Annotated in this window: 15 protein-coding genes; 1 reads left to right on the forward strand and 14 read right to left on the reverse strand. The window is 40.7% G+C overall.

Translation table 11 applies throughout. The annotated features are described in order from the left end of the window. Positions 1-10: 10 nt before the first annotated feature. From pnp to STYK_RS08125, 13 genes are all read right to left on the reverse strand, one after another. A complete protein-coding gene (gene pnp / locus STYK_RS08065; protein ID WP_261804850.1) occupies positions 11-2,224 on the reverse strand; it encodes a polyribonucleotide nucleotidyltransferase in 2,214 nt (737 codons plus the stop codon). A 493-nt stretch (positions 2,225-2,717) separates the two neighbouring features. After that, on the reverse strand, positions 2,718-3,584 hold the full coding sequence (gene metF / locus STYK_RS08070) for a methylenetetrahydrofolate reductase [NAD(P)H] (protein WP_045612155.1): 867 nt from the start codon (positions 3,582-3,584) through the stop codon (positions 2,718-2,720). A gap of 101 nt (positions 3,585-3,685) precedes the next feature. After that, on the reverse strand, positions 3,686-5,935 hold the full coding sequence (gene metE, locus STYK_RS08075) for a 5-methyltetrahydropteroyltriglutamate--homocysteine S-methyltransferase (RefSeq protein ID WP_261804851.1): 2,250 nt from the start codon (positions 5,933-5,935) through the stop codon (positions 3,686-3,688). A 524-nt stretch (positions 5,936-6,459) separates the two neighbouring features. After that, positions 6,460-6,753: a helix-turn-helix domain-containing protein gene (locus STYK_RS08080; RefSeq protein WP_033686503.1), complete on the reverse strand. Its 294-nt coding sequence runs from the start codon at positions 6,751-6,753 to the stop codon at positions 6,460-6,462. A 186-nt stretch (positions 6,754-6,939) separates the two neighbouring features. After that, positions 6,940-7,305 (reverse strand): TIGR02328 family protein, encoded by a 366-nt coding sequence (locus STYK_RS08085; RefSeq protein ID WP_060627704.1) that lies wholly within the window; start codon positions 7,303-7,305, stop codon positions 6,940-6,942. Further along, positions 7,289-7,693 carry a YbgA family protein gene (locus tag STYK_RS08090; protein WP_261804852.1) on the reverse strand — a complete coding sequence of 135 codons (405 nt, stop codon included), beginning with the start codon at positions 7,691-7,693 and terminating at the stop codon, positions 7,289-7,291. Before STYK_RS08090 ends, STYK_RS08085 begins: the two co-directional genes overlap by 17 nt. A 103-nt stretch (positions 7,694-7,796) precedes the next feature. Continuing rightward, on the reverse strand, positions 7,797-9,398 hold the full coding sequence (locus STYK_RS08095) for a type I restriction-modification system subunit M (RefSeq protein WP_261804853.1): 1,602 nt from the start codon (positions 9,396-9,398) through the stop codon (positions 7,797-7,799). 24 nt (positions 9,399-9,422) lie between these two features. Further along, entirely contained in the window at positions 9,423-11,300 is a 1,878-nt protein-coding gene (locus STYK_RS08100) for an AAA family ATPase (protein WP_261087864.1), read from the reverse strand. Positions 11,301-11,309: 9 nt separating this feature from the next. Further along, positions 11,310-12,554, reverse strand: a complete 1,245-nt coding sequence (locus STYK_RS08105) for a restriction endonuclease subunit S (RefSeq protein WP_261087869.1) — start codon at positions 12,552-12,554, stop codon at positions 11,310-11,312. Continuing rightward, a complete protein-coding gene (locus STYK_RS08110; RefSeq protein ID WP_261087870.1) occupies positions 12,538-13,173 on the reverse strand; it encodes an HNH endonuclease family protein in 636 nt (211 codons plus the stop codon). Before STYK_RS08110 ends, STYK_RS08105 begins: the two co-directional genes overlap by 17 nt. Before the next feature lie 161 nt (positions 13,174-13,334). After that, positions 13,335-14,096: a DUF6261 family protein gene (locus STYK_RS08115; RefSeq protein WP_261804854.1), complete on the reverse strand. Its 762-nt coding sequence runs from the start codon at positions 14,094-14,096 to the stop codon at positions 13,335-13,337. A gap of 25 nt (positions 14,097-14,121) precedes the next feature. After that, complete coding sequence (locus tag STYK_RS08120; protein WP_049516278.1) at positions 14,122-14,337, reverse strand: hypothetical protein; 216 nt, start codon at positions 14,335-14,337, stop codon at positions 14,122-14,124. 386 nt (positions 14,338-14,723) lie between these two features. Then, on the reverse strand, positions 14,724-17,714 hold the full coding sequence (locus STYK_RS08125; RefSeq protein WP_261804855.1) for a type I restriction endonuclease subunit R: 2,991 nt from the start codon (positions 17,712-17,714) through the stop codon (positions 14,724-14,726). Between the two features lie 145 nt (positions 17,715-17,859). Here STYK_RS08125 and STYK_RS08130 point away from each other — a divergent pair, with 145 nt between their 5' ends. Continuing rightward, positions 17,860-18,477, forward strand: a complete 618-nt coding sequence (locus tag STYK_RS08130; protein WP_261804856.1) for a TVP38/TMEM64 family protein — start codon at positions 17,860-17,862, stop codon at positions 18,475-18,477. Positions 18,478-18,519: 42 nt separating this feature from the next. Here the strand turns inward: STYK_RS08130 and scrK are convergent, their stop codons facing one another. Then, positions 18,520-19,407 carry a fructokinase ScrK gene (scrK, locus tag STYK_RS08135; protein WP_000164310.1) on the reverse strand — a complete coding sequence of 296 codons (888 nt, stop codon included), beginning with the start codon at positions 19,405-19,407 and terminating at the stop codon, positions 18,520-18,522. Positions 19,408-19,409 lie beyond the last annotated feature (2 nt).

Consider the following 19,409-nt stretch of genomic DNA (forward strand, 5'->3'; position numbering starts at 1 on the left):
TCTCCTTTTCTTATTCTGAATCTTTTGGTGTTTCTGTAAATTCTTTCTTAGGTTTGTGGTCCTTGTGATGACGTGGGCGGTGAGGTCTCTCAGACTTTTCGCCTTTTTCATCACGTTCAGGTTTTGGAGGACGAGGAAGAAGGGCTTTCATAGAAGCATCCACACGTCCTTTTTCATCAATCTTGATAACCTTAACATCAACTTCATCCCCGATTGCTACCAAGTCTTCGACATTATTGGTACGCGTCCAAGCCATCTCAGAGATATGAACAAGGGCATCTGTCTTATCAAAGAGGTTAACAAAGGCACCAAATTTCTCGATACGAACGACTTTAGCACGGTAAACTTCATCCACTTTGGCTTCACGGACCAAACCAGCAATAATTTCTTTAGCACGATTGATGGCATCTTGGTCGCTAGAGTAGATAGATACATTTCCTTCTTCATCGATATCAATCTTAACGCCTGTTTCAGCGATAATCTTGTCGATGGTTTCTCCACCCTTACCGATGACAATCTTAATCTTGTCCACATCAATCTTGATGGTATCAATTTTCGGAGCAGTTGGAGCCAATTCTGGACGAACTTCTGGAATGGTTGCTTCAATCACATCAAGGATTTCAAAACGGGCTTTCTTGGCTTGAGCAAGAGCCTCAGTCAAGATTTCTGCAGTAATCCCTTGAATCTTGATATCCATTTGAAGGGCTGTAATCCCGTCACGAGTACCCGCAACCTTGAAGTCCATGTCTCCAAAGTGGTCTTCCAAACCTTGGATATCTGTCAAGACAGTGTAGTTGTTTCCATCTGAGATAAGTCCCATGGCAATACCAGCTACTGGCGCCTTGATTGGCACACCACCAGCCATAAGGGCAAGAGTTCCAGCACAGATAGAAGCCTGAGAAGAAGAACCGTTTGATTCCAAGACTTCTGCTACCAAACGGATAGCATATGGGAATTCTTCCAAACTTGGCAAGACTTGAGCAAGAGCACGCTCACCAAGAGCACCGTGACCGATTTCACGACGACCTGGTGCACCGTAACGACCAGTTTCCCCAACAGAGTATTGTGGGAAGTTATAGTGGTGCATAAAGCGTTTCTTGTACTCTGGATCCAAACCATCAATGATTTGAGTTTCACCCATCGGAGCCAAGGTCAAGACTGAAAGAGCCTGAGTTTGCCCACGAGTAAAGAGACCAGAGCCGTGCACACGAGGAAGGAAGTCAACAACCGCATCCAAAGGACGGATTTCATCGACCTTACGACCGTCAGGACGCACCTTGTCTTCTGTAATCAAACGGCGCACTTCAGCGTGTTCCATTTGTTCCAAGATTTCAGCCACATCACGCATGATGCGGTCAAATTCTTCGTGATCTGCATATTTTTCTTCATAAACAGCAGTGACTTGGTCTTTGACTGCTTGAGTTGCAGCTTCACGAGCCAATTTTTCTTCTACTTGAACTGCCTTTTGAAGGTCACTATTGTAGGCTGCGATGATTTCAGTCTGTAATTCAGCGTCTACATGAAGCAACTCTACTTCTGCTTTTTCCTTACCAACTGCGGCAACGATTTCTTCTTGGAAGGCAATCAATTCTTTAACAGCTTCATGCCCTTTAAGAAGGGCTTCCAGCATGATTTCTTCTGACAATTCTTTAGCACCAGACTCTACCATGTTGATGGCGTGCTTGGTACCAGCTACTGTCAATTCAAGGAGAGATTGTTCTGCTTGTTCTTGACTAGGGTTGATGATGATTTGGCCATCTACATAGCCCACCTGTACCCCAGCAATTGGGCCGTCAAATGGGATATCTGAAATAGAGAGTGCCAAGGATGAACCAAACATAGCAGCCATTGGTGCAGATGCATTTTCATCATAAGAAAGCACGGTGTTGATGACTTGTACTTCATTACGGAAACCTTCCGCAAACATTGGTCGGATTGGACGGTCAATCAAACGCGCTGTCAATGTCGCATCTGTTGAAGGACGTCCTTCACGTTTCATAAAGCCACCAGGAAACTTCCCAGCCGCATACATTTTTTCTTCATAGTTGACTTGAAGGGGGAAGAAATCCCCAGTTGCCATTTTCTTAGACATAACGGCAGCAGTCAAGACAGTTGACTCACCGTAACGCACGACAACAGAGCCATTTGCTTGCTTAGCAACCTGACCAGTCTCTACAATTAACTCACGACCCGCAAAAGTCGTTTGAAACACTTGTTTTGTCATTTTAATCCCCTTTGGATTGATGAAATTATACGCCTTGCCTACAAAAATCAAGATACTAAGCCGTCAAGCAACTCAAAGGAAAATAGGAAATCGAACGACGGAGCAACTGCTCCTAGGCAGATTTATCTTTTTCCATAGAGTTGTAGGCGTGTTCAATTCTCAAGATACAAATCATTAGAAAGGTTTGATGCTAAAGCATCTAATCCTTTCACGCTACTCGCTATCAGGCGATTAGCTAAATGCTTTACTAACTCTCTCGTCAAATAACATCGATTTGACTCGTTCGTGTCGCTCTTTCCTACCGTTAGTCATCAGAAAGTTTTGATGCTAAAACATCTAAGACTCTCAGTTTAAATGCATTATTTTTTTAATACCCTCATCTTTGTATCAAGTACGTACAGAGTCTATTTTATCATATTTTTCTTAAAAAGTGCGGCCTTTACCATTAAAAAGGAACCATTCCCCTCAACTGAGAAGAATGGTTTGCTTTTTATTATCCTAGAGACTGGTGATTAAACAAAGCATGAGTTGCTTGGTGGATGTATTTTGCTGTATCCGCATTGTTCATAGTGTAGAGATGCACACCGGCAACATCCTGAGTTACCAAGTCCACGATTTGGTCCACTGCATAGGCAAGTCCTGCTGCTCTGAGCGACTCAGGGTCATGCTCATACTTGTCTAAGATGGCTTTAAATTTGCGTGGAAGATGGATATTCTCACAAGTCTTCAAGAGGCGGAGAGCTTGATTTCGATTTAGAATTGGCATAATCCCTGCATGAATAGGAACATCAATCCCAGCCAAGATGCACTTGTCTTGGAAATCATAGAAGCGCTCATTGTCAAAGAAAAGCTGAGTTACAAGACTCGAACAGCCTGCATCTACTTTCTTCTTGAGATTTTGGATATCTGAAATCTGATTTGGTGAATCTGGATGCCCTTCTGGGTAGCAAGCTCCGACAATATCAAAGTGAGGGGCTTGTTCCTTGATGAACTTGATCAAGTCCGTTGCATATCGGAAATCCTTTTGTGGCTCCACATCTGGAATAATATCCCCACGAAGAGCCAAAATTTTCTGCACCCCAACCTTATCCAAGTCAGCAATGGTTTCAGCCACCTTGTCCTTGGTCAAATAGATGGCTGGCAAGTGAGCAATAGTCGGAATCGCCAAGTCATTTTGGATAAAGTCAGCCAAACGAACAGTTGTTTCCTTGATATTAAATTTATTATTGCTGGCAGTTACACTGATAAAGTGAGGGGCCAACTCCTGCATATTTTGAAGAGCTGCAATAATCTTATCGTTGCCTACTGCTGGGTTTGGAGGAAACACTTCAAATGAGAGTGACGGTGTTTGGCGTGACATAGTCCTTATCCTTTTCTAGTTGATTTTTTTCCTTAGCTGGACTCTTAGAACCCAAGTGAAACAGGCAGATTGCCAAACAGCGCTTCTTGGGAAATCCTATCTTACAATTTCTCACGCGCAGCTTTAGCTGCTTCAACAAGGCGAATCAAGCTTTCTTTTGTTTCTGGAATACCACGTGTTTTCAAACCACAGTCAGGGTTGATCCAAACTTTCTTGCTTGGCACTTTAGCAAGGATGGCTTCGATTGTGTGGTCGATTTCGCCTTCATTTGGCACACGAGGTGAGTGGATATCGTAAACCCCAGGTCCCACTTCTGTTTGGAAGTTTTTCGCTTTGAGTTCGTCCAAGATTTCAAGGTTTGAACGGCTAGCCTCAAATGAGATAACGTCTGCATCCATGTTGTCGATAGCTGGGATGATATCTGTAAATTCTGAGTAACACATGTGAGTGTGGATTTGAGTATCTGGCGCTACTGTTGAGTGTACCAAGCGGAAGGCAGGAATTGCCCAGTCAAGGTAGTCTTCGTACCAGTCGCTACGACGGAGCGGCAATTTTTCACGAAGAGCAGCCTCATCGATTTGGATGATTTTCACACCAGCAGCTTCAAGGTCAAGCACTTCATCCTTGATAGCAAGGGCGATTTGAAGAGTAGAATCCTTGATAGAGATGTCTTCACGTGGGAATGACCAGTTGAGGATGGTAACAGGTCCAGTCAACATACCTTTAACAGGTTTGTTTGTACGGCTTTGTGCATAGCTAGACCATTTAACAGTGATAGGGTTAAGACGAGTTACATCACCCCAGATGATTGGTGGTTTAACCCCACGCATACCGTATGACTGTACCCAACCATTTTTAGAGAAGAGGTAACCTGACAAGTTTTGACCGAAGTACTCAACCATGTCATTACGCTCAAATTCACCGTGAACAAGGACATCAAAGTCGATATCTTCTTGCCATTTGATCCATTCATCAATCGTTTCAGCAAGGAAAGCATCGTACTCTTCTTGAGACAATTCACCTTTACGGTAAGCCAAACGTTTAGCACGAACTTCTTTTGTTTGAGGGAATGAACCGATAGTTGTTGTTGGAAGAGCTGGAAGTTTGAAAGCTTCTTCTTGGATAGCTTCACGTTCTGCAAAGGCTGGCAAACGAGTGTAGTCTGCGTCCGTCAATCCAGCGATACGAGCACGAAGTTCCGCATTTTCACCCACACGCTCAGTCGCAAAGAGTTCTTTGTTAGCAGCAAGTGCTTCTGCACCTTGACCATTGCGGATAGCGTCCAAATCACGAATCTCATCCAATTTTTCAACTGCAAAGGCAAAGTGGTTCAAGATAGCTGGTTCAAATTCTTCATTAGCAGTTGTAAATGGCACATGAAGAAGTGAGCATGAGCTTGTCAAGACAATGTTTTCAGCTGGGATTTGCTCAAGAATGGCCAAGCTCTTTTCGTAGTTGTTACGCCAGATGTTTTTACCATTGACGATACCTGCGTAGAGAGTTTTGTCAGCTGGGAAGCCACCTTTAACGAGTTCAAGAGTTTTCTTACCTTCAACGAAATCAAGACCGATAGCATCTACTGGCAATTTCACAAGGTCAGCGTAGACGTCACGAACATCACCGAAGTAAGTTTGAAGCAAGACTTCAAGACCTTTTTTGTCAGCCAAGAGTTTGTTGTAAAGGTTCAAGAAGAGAGCTTTTTCTTCGGCTGTCAAGTCTTTGACAAGAGCCGCTTCATCCAATTGGATACGAGTCGCACCAAGTTCTGCCAATTTAGCAAAAACTTCTTGGTAAGCAGCCACTAAGCTGTCTACGAAGTCTTCTGCTTTCACGCCTTCTTCAAAGTCTGACAATTGAAGGAAAGTGAATGGACCTACAAGAACAGGACGAGTGTTGAGACCAAGTTCTTTTGCTTCTTGGAACTCATCAAAGATTTTGTGACCTGCAAGTTTGACTTGAGTGTCTTTTTCAAATTTAGGAACGATGTAGTGGTAGTTGGTATTGAACCATTTCTTCATTGGAAGGGCGCGAACGTCCCCTTTTTCTCCTTGGTAACCACGACCCAAAGCGAAGTAGCGCTCAAGGTCAGACAATTCCAAGTTTTGAACTGAAGCAGGTACCACGTTGAAAAGGAAAGCTGCATCTAGGAAGTTGTCATAGTGAGAAAAGTCATTTGATGGAATTTCAGTGATGCCTTTTTCTTTGACGATATTCCAGTGTTTAGCACGCAAGTCTTTTGCGGCTGCAAGGAGTTCTTCTTCTGAGATTTCTTTTCTAAAGTATTTTTCAGTTGTAAATTTTAATTCGCGGAATTCGCCCAAACGAGGGAAACCGATGATTGTAGTTGACATGATGTGTCCTCCAAAATTTGTTGTTGAAACTATCTTAACAGAAAAGAAATCATCTGTATAATTGTAAAAAATTAGGCTTTGATATAGTTTGAAACTATATCTCCATTTTAGACAAAAGAAAAAGACTTGAAACAAATGCCTCAAATCCTTTGTGTAGCTTGTTTCAAAGCCGTATTCCAGTTAGAATACTCAAACGCGTTATTAGTAATTCTTATAAGCGACTATGGCTTGTTATTAGAAAAGACTATAGGTTGATTTTTCTTTTGTAATTCTGATATTTCCCTGAAAAGTGCGGACGGGAGCAACTTACTTCGTAATTTCATCCCTAATTTTTGAGCCAGAATGTCTCAAAAATTCCGTTCTAGATAATAATAAATTATTATCTAGAATACCACTATAGCGGGAAATATCTGCTAAAAGCTCACTTCGTTCGCACTTGATATAAATAAAGCATAATTTTTCTATATTATACACTTGAGGCACTATAACTGTTAAATTTGTTAAAGTTTTCCAACCCCTTCCTATCAACTTTTCCCCTGTTCAAGTGGGACGACTGCTAGTGTCTTTCCTAAACTGGCTAGGACTTTTAAGACTGTGTCCAACTGAGGGCTAGTCTTACCTGTTTCCATCCTAGCTATAACCGGCTGGCTTACTCCACTGAGTTCTTCTAGCTTTTTCTGACTGATTCCTTGCTCATGTCTAGCCTCAATCAACTCACTCATGATAGCTACTCGCATATCACTTTCAAGTATTTCCTCCTTGGTAAAGAGTTCTGACCGGACATCCTTCCAGTTACTCCCAATAGCACTATTCTTCATCACTTAACCCTCTTTCTTTTAAGTCCTTTAGTTCACGCTTGGTTTTTTTAAAATTATAACTCAAAAGTTATTAAAAGTAAATCTGAACACTCATAAAAAGACGACCTTAGAAAAACTCTAAAGGTCTCATCTTTATTATTCGAAAAAATTACGAGAAGAGGTATAAAGTGCTGGTAATCCTTACGTTTACTCCAGCTCAATTCCCTTCTCTCGAAGATTAGCCAGACACTCCTCATAGTAGGCATCGTCATGTTCGCTGTATATAGGACTAGTCAATTTTTCCTCTGCTAAATCTTCATAAGGAGGGCAGGTCTTACCGCGGTAGTTCTTGTCCAGCCACTCTGGACTAACCTTGTAGCCACGACGAGCCATCTCCTTCATGATCAAATCATGGTAGGCAAATAGCTGGTAAGGCGAGTGAGTAAAGACATAGTCCACCGTCGCATGCTTTCTACCCCAGCCATTGCCACGTAGAGCGCAACACTCTCGATGCTGCCCCAAGAGTTGAGGACGGGGAAGTTGTGAAATCAAAGCCTCATGCCAAAGTCTCATGGGAGTCTCCTTTCAGTAAAGTCGAATGTTGCAAGTATGTATTTGGGTAACGTTCAAGTAAATCTCTCGTCTTAGCAATTAAGTCTTCTTTGGTGGCATGACCAGAGTGATAACGCTCCAGTAAAAACATATAATCCTTGCGTTCATTCTCCGTTGCTTTCTTCTTGAAATATCCCCAAATATGCTGAAAGGCATTGCAAACCTGACCCCTGTGTTCTGGGATTTGACAGGCATGGTCAATCATCTCTTGAACCTGACTCACTTCCACCACTTCTTGCTTGAGATATTGACGAATCTCATTGTAAATATTGCTAGAATGGCTCAAGACAAGGTATTTGTTTCTAGCCCAGAGTTGTTGGCAAAGGGCACGTTGGTTGTTGTTTCCCATATTTCTCCTAACTTTCTACTAGTTCCCAGGAAATATGGAAACAAAGTTGTATCTTAAAAACGAGCGAATTATGAGCGGAATATGAGCGAATCAATTACTCTCATCACCCTTTAAACTCTTTCAAAAACTCTTTAAGCTCAGCATCGGCTTCTGGTGTGGTTCCGTGTAGTTGACCGAGCATTTCGAGTAGGGAAGCGGTTTGGTTTTGGATTGCTTGATTGGTTGTGTTAATCTTTCCAACGATATCTGTCAGAGGCTCGACTTCTTCTTCCTCAAAGGTATCTACATAGCGAGGGATATTGAGGTTGTAGTCATTTTCAACGATTTCTTCATAACTTGCCAGATGGGCAAACTTGTCAATCTCCTCACGTGACTTGTAGGCTTCCAGAATCTTCTCGATATGCGCATCCGTCATGATATTCTGGTTTTTCCCCTTATCAAACTCCTTAGAAGCATCGATAAAGTAGACATCACGATTGGTACGGTTCTTTTTGAGAATGATGACCGTGGTCGGAATGCTGGTATTAAAGAAGATATTAGCAGGTAGACCGATAACCGTGTCAATGGCTCCTTCTTCTAACAAGGCCTTACGAATGGTTCCTTCCGCATTGCCACGGAAAAGAACCCCGTGAGGAAGGACGATAGCCATAACCCCATTATCCTGCTTGAGATGGTAGTAACCATGCAAAAGAAAGGCAAAGTCAGCCTTGGACTGGGGTGCCAGTTTCCCAAATGGAGAGAAACGAGGATCCGCCATAAAGCCAGAGCTTGCTGACCACTTGGCAGAGTAGGGCGGGTTCATGAGAACACCATCAAAGTTAGTCGGTTCTTGAGTCGGCCAGTCTTCATCTAGTGTATCGGCATTGTGGAGAAATTGATTTTCAACAGGAACACCGTGTAGAATCATGTTCATCCGAGCCAAATTATAGGTTGAGGTATTGAGCTCCTGACCAAAGTAGACCACCGTCTGCGGTTTATGAGAGTATTTCTTGGCATTGAGCAAGAGAGAGCCAGACCCCATAGTCGCATCATAGATGGTAAAGCCTAGCTGATCCTCACGACCCAAAAAGGCAATCTGAGTCATGAGTTTGGCAACAGGCTGAGGTGTATAGAACTCACCAGCCTTCTTACCCGAGTCAGTCGCAAACTGACCAATCAGATACTCATAAGCATCTCCCAGCATATCACCAGCATGACCAGCCACATCTAGCACAGCCAACTCTTTCATGACCGCCGCCACCGTTTGGTTTTGCTTTTGCGGAGTTGCCCCTAGCTTTTTGGAATAGAGATCAATATCTTCAAAGAGATTTTCATAGAGTTCATCACTCTGCTCAATATCTCGAAAACCCTGAGCCAAATCTTCCAACTGGAAAGTTCCCTCATTGACACGTGCTACAAGAGCCGTAAAGGTCAACTCAGGCTTGATACTATAGTTGAGTTCGTCCTTCATCACTGCAAGAAGATCCTCGTGGGTGTCCGCATCCTCATAGTAGTTGCGATAGACCTCAAGGGCAGTCTCTAGACTCTCACTCCCCTCCTCCATAGTCTCCGCCACGAAAAAGAGCATCTTATCTGACAGGTACTTATAAAAGACCATGCCCAAGAGATAGGACTTGTAGTCATTAGCATCCATCTTAGAGCGGAGAACATCCGCTGAGTTCCACAGGGCTTGGTAGAGCGACTGGGACGTTTGTGTTGTTTCCATAGTGTTTCTTTCTTTTTTATAAATTCAAAAATCTAACGATTTGTCCAATAGTTTCATTTCTAATTCTTCAAAATATTTATGACGTAATGTAATCTGTAAATCATTATTCATTGCAATACTATTTAAAGCTTTTTCTTTAAAGTTAGAAACTATTTCTTTAATTTCTTTGGAAGAAATTATTTCATTTTTCAAGTTACAAATCTTTAAAATTTTCGAAAAATCTGAAGAAGCTATGCTATCTTCCACCATTTTAGTTATATTTTCTAATGTTACAGTTATATCAAATTTTTCTGATAAATTTTCTAAAAATGTCCGTGCTTCATCCTCGGTTGGTTCTCTTGTTTCTATCAAATTCCCTTCCATAAATTCATCAAGTTTCTTTTTCAAGGCAATTCGTATTATCTTATCTTTATTTGTTGTACATAAACCAATAACAGTGTCTCGAAGCTTATTAATTTTTTGTTTTTTATCTTCCTCATCATCAGATAGAACAGAATTCACCATTTCTTCATCTACCAAAAGCATCTCTATCTCATTAAAAGGGAGCACAAAAATATTTTTCTTTTTATAGCTTTCAATTCTTGCCTCATCCATCCAGTCATAATCAATAATGCCGTATGCTTTATTACCATATGTTTCCTCTAATTTATTGTAAGCTTTTGTGTATTGAATAACTTGTTTATGCCCTTGAACTGGTTTGACAAAACAAAATTCACTGAATAATTTGGAATATATTTGATAGTCCAGACTATTTTTAGTTCCTTCGCAAAACAAAATTGGCTTTTTTGCACCAGATACTTCAGTTAATAATGGTAATGGTATTTCTTGTGATTCTTCCAACACCTGATAATCCAAATCATAAGGTGCTTCAAAATTCTTACACCATATATAGGTTGCATTTGTTCTAGATTGAACAAAGTCCATGTTATGTGAAGCAAAAATAAATTGACAATCAGGTCGCTCTGATATGAGCAAATCCCATAATTCATTATAGACGGCAGCATTTAGAAATGTTTCTGGTTCGTCAACGACAATATAGCTATTCTCTGGAGCTAGAAGAACACTGCCTATATAAAATAAAATACAACGTTCTCCATCACTAAGACCATTTATACTATATTTAGAGTGATTTTTTTCAACGTTTACAATTATCTTTATAGGATCAATTTCAAAACTAATTTCTGGTTTAATTTTATTCCATATTTTTTCTAATTTTTGCCACAAAGATAATGACGAATCGTTTTGTCCTCTGAATTTATAAGTAGCCACAACCATAACATCTTTTACTAATAGTGTTATTAAGTTAGTAAAAGTATTTGAAAAATTCTCTTCAATATTTGATGGATACAAATTAATGGTATCGTATTTAATATTTGTCTTTTTCAAATCGAGAATGTAATTCTCTTGTTCAATATTATTACGATTATGAATATTAGACACAAAATATAATAGTTTCTGAGCAGGTAAAACATACATCTCATCAATACTATTCTTCCTTAATTCATTAATAAGACTTGATTTTCCCGCTCCATTAGCTCCTATTATAACAGTTGTAGAATCAACTTTCGAAATAAATGAGAAAAGTTTAATTACTTTAAAATTCTCTAAAATTTGAGGTAAATTTGTTTCATACATATAAACATCACTACCATGACAACTAAATATATTTCCTAACCAATTCTCACGTAGTTTTTTATACTTTTCTGTCACATAACCAGATAAAAACTCATCATCTAGTTCGTTATTAACCAAATCAATAAGGGTAGAAAACCAATCATCTACTTGTTGGTAGCTAGTCTTATATGATTCTTGTTCATAATCAGCTAATTCACTAAAGATATCTTGAAGTCTTTTCTTTTCAAATTTTAAATTTTCAATTAAATCTTTAATAGAGCTATACATAATTCCTCCTTAAATAAACATATCCTGCAAGAGTTTCTTTTTCAGTGTTTCTAACTGAGAAATTTTTTCGTGGTGAGAATTGATAAGGTTATCGAGTGTGGAAAAATAGGCACCGATGGCTTGTTGTTCAGGGAGAGATGGGATAAGTACTTTTTTCGATAGTAATTCCACTTTAGTAATACCCTTTATTGATGTCCCTTGAAGTTGGTTAACTTCCTTTTGAAGTAATCTATATAGCAAATATGCTGTGAATTCTATATTGGATTTAAGATTTGAGAGTGATAAAAAATCCTGACTTGTTGCGTATTCATGACGCATCACCGCTAACTTCCCAACTCCAACTCTCGTAACAACCGCAATTGAATCTTTTGGTATTATTTTGGCTGATGAACTTTCCAAACCTTTCTCAGAAATACTTTTTTGAACTTTAATCTCAAATAGACAATTTATCCCTAAGTCAGATGACTGAATCCAAGGAATATCCCCATCCCAATATTCCTGAACATTTGTTTTTGGAGTGCCACCACTTTGAAAGTCATCAGCTAAATCATTAATTTCACAAAGCTCCCACTCACCTTCGAATCCATCCAAACGAATCTCAGGGACTGTCTGTCCAGCTTTTGGAAACATCTTGGAGAGCATGGTCGCTTTAAGAGATTGGTAGTTGGTAAGATTATCTTTGTAGCTAGACAGAAGGTCGTCGAGGGTACGGAAAAGGGTACCGATGGCGGATTGTTCAGAGTAAGATGCGATTCCAATCTTCCAATCTCCATATTCTTTCCCATTAACGCCAGGTTGACCTGACCGTTGTGAAGTGATATCAATAAATTGCTTATACTTATCAGTAAGAGTCTGCTGAAAAACAAAATTTCCATCATATGAATCATGTAATCTCGCTCTAATTAAGAATCCAGCATAATAAACTTCACCATCTGATTCTCTGTAAAGATAGGTTTTCCCAACACTCGCACCAGTACGTGCGAATAGGAGATCGTTCTTCTGCAATTTATAGTTTTCATAATTTTCTTCAGAAAAATCAACATCTGGAGAGCTAAGTTTCGCAGTTAAAAACAATCTAGAAGTATCGTCTATATCTGTGATTCTAAGATACTTATGAATACCATCAAAGTTCTTCGCAGGAGCATTTATACCATATTCGATAGCATTTGATATTTCATCAAGTGTTTTATAGTTCCACTTATCATTAAAATTAACAAATCTAATTTTTGGAATTCTTCTATTCTGATTTTTCATAATCACTTCTTTCTGACTGTTTTAACACGTTAGTTTCATTCTTTATTTTCAACACTTTTTCACAATAAGCATCAAAATGATTATTAATAATATCAACTAAATCATTTTTTAAATCACTTGATCTCTTATCAATATCAGATTTCTTAAAATTATTTCTTCTAAAAACTTCATTAATGTAAAACTTTGACTCATCTTCTTCATGTAAGACTTTCTTTTTTTCTTCAAAATTTTCGTTTGAAATTTCTACATTTGTATCTCTATGTAATAAAGTTAAATTCCCTAATTTATTCTTGTCAGAATCACCCAGTTCAAAATCACTTTGAGGTATAATATGTTCCAACTGCCAAATCAATTTACCTTTATGATCTAACTCTGTAAAATCGATTGTTCTATCATTATTTTTAAACTTCTCAATACTAACAAGCAGAAAACGAGTGAAGTGAACGTGAGTCCCACGATAGTAATTTTCTCGTCTCCTATTCTCGTCATTCATAAAACTCAAGATTACTTCTTGGTAGTTCCCTGTTTGCAGATACCTATGCTTTTTATCCTGTTTCTCAAAATAATCTAAAAATTTAGTTCCAAATACTTTTTTAAAACTACTTCGTAACTCCTGCATGTATTTCCTCTTTCTTAACTTCTGAATCAACCTATCATCGTGTCAAATGAAAATATAGTCTTTTGACATTTTTCTATGAGATACTCTTGTTAAACTATACTAAAATTATACCACGAAACCACAAAAATCCCCCTTAGAAATCCGCTTCTAAGGGGTTGTCTTTATCCTGCTGCTTGGGCTGGTTCTGCTGGTTTGGTCTTTTTATCTTTCTTGCTACTAGTGATGAGACGGCGTTTGCTATCTCGGATGCCATTAAGTTCCTTGAGGAGTTGAGTCAGGTGTTCCTTTTCAGGATAGGCTTCTGCACTGGCTGCGGTATAGCGCATAAAGAGGTCGTAGCTGGTTGAAAGTTCGATACGGAGTTGTCTGGTCTTGCCAACTTCCTTGGCAGACTTAGAAGCACGCGCCTTACTTTCCACTTGGTCATATTCCTCTTGAGCATTGACCACCGCCGTCAGCATAGGGGTCAGTCCTAGACTGGTAACTGCCTCATGATAGGGTGTTTCACTAAGCGTTTTGAGCAGGCTCTTGATTTCTGCCGTCTCTACATCATTGCTGTGCTTAGTGATGTCCTTGTACTTGGCAAAGACTGGTTTCAGAGTTTCATGAGCTTCTTTGAGCTTAACATCCTTAATCTTAGCAAATCCTCTATGAAGGGTAAAGAGACCGACCAAGGCACTATCACGATTGCGATCAACTTCTGTCAGATTACTAGACTCTTTCGTTTCCACCACTGCAAGTTGAGCTTGAAAATCATCCAGCTTGGTTTTGAAGGGTTCCAAATGTTTGGCATACATAGCTTCATCCTTGTTTGTCTTAGAGAAAGTGAGCAAAATTTGATGAGTATCCATCATCAGGCTTTCAAACTCACGGTTGGTAAAGTTGCTGTAACTAAGAGGGCGAATAGCGTATGTTTTTGTCATGATGATATCCTTTCTATTTAACGAATCATTTATTATCTTCTCTATCAAACCAAGACTGGATTAGTTCTGGAAGATAGACCTGTTTTTGATCTGTTTTTACAATGCTTCCTTGTCTAGGAGGTTGAACCAAAGGTCTATCCTTAAATACAAAGACTTGAAACAATGCACAGACCAAAAATAGAAGCCCCCATAAAGGAAGTGTCGATAGCATACTCTCCTCATCATCTTTAACTTTCTTCATCAATTTTTCTCCTTTAAGTTGATACATTCATTCTAACAGTTTCCAAAACATTTTAACCCCCATCCGCTCAACTGTCATTATTTCCATTCAAAATGTACTTTTCAGGACAAATCAGACAGTTCCAAATTAAAAAATCTCTATCTGACTAGACAAACATTCCGTCTGTTAGATAGAGACTCTTACTATTTTTGGAGTTTAACTTTTCTAGCTTTAGAATACATATAAACTTTAGGGAAGACGACTATTCGAAAGTTCGAAGACCTCAAAACTTTCGTAGATAAGCTATTCGAAACGAAGAATACTTTTAAATTTATGGAATAACAATTGTTCTAAACATAGAATACATTTAAACTTTAGGATAGAGACCTATTCTAAGTCTAGAAGGACTATCTCCCAACCCTCAACGGCTCAATGACTTCCTCTACTAGCTGGGTATAGGCTTCCTTGATTTGTTTTTTATAGAGGAGAGGATTGAGGGCATCTGCCACCTCTAGCTTATAGTCCTGATAGCGCTGGCTCTTAGTCAGTTGGCTTTCTCCTAGTTGTTTTTTAGCTCCCTTACGGTAATGTTCGGCATAGTAACGGAGTTCATCCTCGCCGACATACCAGCGCTTGCTAAAGACTTGGATATGTTGCTGGATGACAGCCTCTATCATCTGATCCAAGATATTGGCAATGGACTGACCACGATAGCTTTCTGGATGTTCTTGAACTTCTCTCCAAAGTTCAGTGATAATCTGAGCAAGATTGGGATTGGTCTTCTCAAGACTCTGAATATAGTTATCCACGGCTTCCTTATCTTGAGAGCTTAGGTGCTTTTCTTGACTTTGACCTTGTTCAATCAGGCTTTGGATCAAGGTTAGGATATAGGCATAGTTGATTTCGTCCACTTGGATAGACTCCAGTTCATAGTGGATATCAAGTGGCTCTCCATCGTCATCATCCTCTACTCGACTTTTTAATTCTGCAAGGACATTTCGATAAAGGCCCAGATACCTTTCCAACTTCTCTCCATCAAGTCCCGTCTGACTGTAAACTTCTTCCTCATCATACTCTTTATACACTCGGATAGAGGCTAGGTACTTATCAAGAGCTTGATAGGTTTTAGCTAGTTTCCTCAACTCAGGCGTAGAGACTTGCTCGAAATCTAGACCATTCACATAGTCATCAGTAGCAAGATTTTTGAAATCACTGCAACTCCGTAAAAAGTTCCTCTTTTCCTCTTCCCAGCTTGGAGCTAGAACCTCGTTTTCACCACCATTTGAGTAGAGCTTGAGGGCATTATCTACTGCTTCCTTAAAGGCTAGAGGCTTTTGGAAGGTGATGATATGACCGTAGGTCTTACTGCTGTCAAAAATACGGTTGGTTCGGCTAAAAGCCTGAATCAAGTCCTGCGGTTGCATGGGCTTGCGGTCGATAAAGAGAGTTGACAGACAAGGGGCATCAAACCCCGTTAGGAGACGATTGACTACGATGACTAAGTCCAACTGCTCATTGCGATAGAGGTATTTGTCCTGCTTTCGAGCTAGGCGGTTATTGACATCCGTATTAAAGCCACGCAGATCCGCCATGGTAAAATGGGTATCAAACTCTTGGTTATAGTCTTCTAAAACCTGCTTCATGTGGTCTTGATTGGCTCTTGAGTCTTCTTCATTTTCTGTGACCGAGTAAGTGATAGTCGCCTTTGGAAAGTCAGGAAGGACCTGCTTGACCCTCTCCGATACCTTGACTCTCGTCTCCCCAGCCTTGACTCGTTTGAGGAGATCATAGCAGGCTTGAGCTTGAGGGATTGACTTGACGGTCAGGATAGCATTATAGGTCTTACCCACTCCTTTTTGGAAGCCTAGCTGTTGACGAGATTTATTGATAATGGCATCCAAGACTTCCAGCATATGCTCCTCATCCTCGTAGACAGTATCTGGTATGTCATTTTCAGATTTATCCGTGATGAGGGTATTGCGATAATCTACCTTAAAGCCTAAAACTGCTCCATCATGGATGGCTTCCTTGACTGTATACTCATGGAGACGGTCTCCGTACTGTTGCTGGGTGGTTTGAGCTAGATCGCCGACTTGCTGGCGTTTATTTTCCTTAAAGATAGGTGTGCCTGTAAAGCCATACCAGAGAGACTGTGGGAAAAAGGTCTGAATGTCTTTTTGTGTTTGAGGTGTTACGGCACGGTGGCATTCATCCACGACAAAGGCCACTCGAAGGCCCCTGATTTTGTCCGCATCACGCTGGTAAAGTCCTTGCTCAAACTTACGCATCATGGTGGTGATTTTCTGGATAGTAGTTACCACCACACGCTTATCGTTACTTCCTAGTCGCTTGACCAAATCATGAGTATTATCCGTCTCATCGATATCAATGACATCATTGGTCGCATAGGAGAGAAATGACGAAGTGGTCTGTTGATCCAAGTCCCTTCGGTCAACGACAAAAATCGTCTTTTGGATGGAAGGAATATGGAGGAGATTCCGAGCTACCTTATAAGAAGTCAGGGTCTTACCTGAACCTGTCGTGTGCCAGACATATCCTGATGCTTGCTGGCGAGAGGCTTCTTGCACTGCTTCGATTGCATGGATCTGGTAGGGACGCAGGAGGATAAGAGCCTTCTTGCTATCATCAAGGACAGAATACTGCATAACCATCTGGTGGGCACGAGGGATGGAAAGGACTTCGTGGGCAAAACTGGTCAAGCTCGTTATGGGTTGGTTGTCTTTATCCACCCACTTAGTTAGAAATTGCTTGTTGAGTTTATTTTCCCTAGCCGCAGCGATATAGCGTGTGTCTACTTTATTGGTCACAACAAACATCTGTAAGCTAGAGTAGATGCCACGGAACTTTCCTTCTCTATCATACTTCTTAATTTGATGAAAGGCATCTAGAAAAGCAACCCGGGGACTTTTAAGCTCGATCTGAATCATTGGAAGGCCATTGATCAAGAGGGTCACATCTAGCCTGCGGTCTTGATCCTGAGGATTTATCTTATCTCTCTCGACTTGGTTGACAACCTCATAACTAGACTTACCAGCCGCGATATTATCTCGCCAAATGACAGATAAACGGATAGTCCCCAAACTAGCATCTTCTCTCTGGACCTCAACCTTGGCAATGCCATTTTCTCCGACCAACCACTTGGCCGCATCATAGTAGCTAACAAAGTTCAGTTGATTCTTTATCTGGCGTTTTTCCTGTTCTGTCAGGGGATGATCTGCCAATAGAGCCACATTGTTCTGGGCTAGCTTTTCAAAGAAATTTTCCCATAATTGCTCTTCTGTTTTGAGGTCTTCTCTGTAAGTCCATTGACTTTCCCCAGTCACCAGTTGGTTGATCAGTTGTTTTTCCATCTCCAGTTCTGGTTTTACCTGTATCATACTCTCTCCTTTGCTACTTGCCTGCTCCCTTTATTATAGCATGTTTAGCCTCAAAATCCATCACTCTTCCCATTGCAAAAGCAATCTTCCCCTTTCTCCTCCAAAATATGGTATAGTAGAACTATACTATCTATGAGGAGTTTACATGTCACAGGATAAACAAATGAAAGCTGTTTCTCCCCTTCTGCAGCAGGTTATCAATATCTCATCTATCGTCGGGGGAGTCGGCACCTTGATTTTCTGTATTTGGGCTTATCAGGCTGGGATTTTACAGTCTAAGGAAACTCTCTCTGCCTTTATCCAGCAGGCAGGTATCTGGGGGCCACCTCTCTTTATCTTTTTACAGATTTTACAGACGGTCGTCCCTATCATTCCTGGGGCTTTGACCTCGGTGGCTGGGGTCTTTATCTACGGTCACATCATCGGGACTATCTACAACTATATCGGCATCGTGATTGGCTGTGCCATTATCTTTTATCTGGTGCGCCTCTATGGGGCTGCCTTTGTCCAGTCCGTCGTCAGCAAGCGCACCTATGACAAGTATATCGGTTGGTTGGATAAGGGCAATCGTTTTGACCGTTTCTTTATTATTATGATGATTTGGCCCATTAGTCCAGCTGACTTTCTCTGTATGCTGGCTGCCCTGACCAAGATGAGCTTCAAGCGCTACATGATCATCATCATTCTGACCAAGCCCTTTACCCTCGTGGTTTATACCTACGGTCTGACCTATATTATCGACTTTTTCTGGCAAATGCTTTGACATGTAAAAAATCCGTTTGGTTTCCCAAGCGGATTTTATGCTTTATTTTGATACTTCTTTTGCAAGGACAAAGTTCCCAAGAGTGGCAGAACCATTTCCTGCGACTGCTGGCGTCACGATGTAATCACGCACATCTGGTACTGGTAGGTAACCATTGAGAAGAGATGTAAATTTCTCACGGACACGGTCCAACATGTGTTGTTGAGCCATGACCCCTCCACCAAAGACAATCACGTCTGGACGGAAAGTCACTGTCGCATTAACCGCAGCTTGAGCGATATAGTAGGCTTGGACATCCCAGACAGGGTTGTTAAGTTCAATGTTTTCCCCACGAACACCTGTACGAGCTTCCAAACTTGGACCAGCTGCATAGCCTTCCAGACATCCCTTATGGAAAGGACAAACACCCTTAAACTCTTTTTCAATATCCATTGGGTGTCTAGCCACATAATAATGGCCCATCTCAGGGTGACCCACACCGCCGATAAACTCTCCACGTTGGATGACACCTGCACCGATACCTGTACCGATTGTGTAGTAAACCAAGTTTTCGATACGACCACCAGCATTGTTACGGGCAACCACTTCACCATAAGCAGAGCTGTTTACGTCTGTCGTGAAGTACATTGGCACGTTGAGGGCACGACGAAGGGCACCAAGCAAGTCCACATTTGCCCAGTTTGGTTTTGGAGTCGTCGTGATAAAGCCATAAGTTTTTGAGTTTTTATCAATATCAATCGGACCAAATGAACCAACTGCAAGACCAGCAAGGTTGTCGAATTTTGAGAAGAACTCAATGGTTTTATCGATTGTTTCGATTGGAGTTGTTGTTGGAAATTGTGTTTTTTCTACAACGTTAAAGTTTTCATCACCGACAGCACAGACAAACTTTGTACCGCCCGCTTCCAAGCTTCCATATAATTTTGTCATGA

Source organism: Streptococcus toyakuensis (assembly GCF_024346585.1).
Classification (GTDB): Bacteria; Bacillota; Bacilli; order Lactobacillales; family Streptococcaceae; genus Streptococcus; species Streptococcus toyakuensis.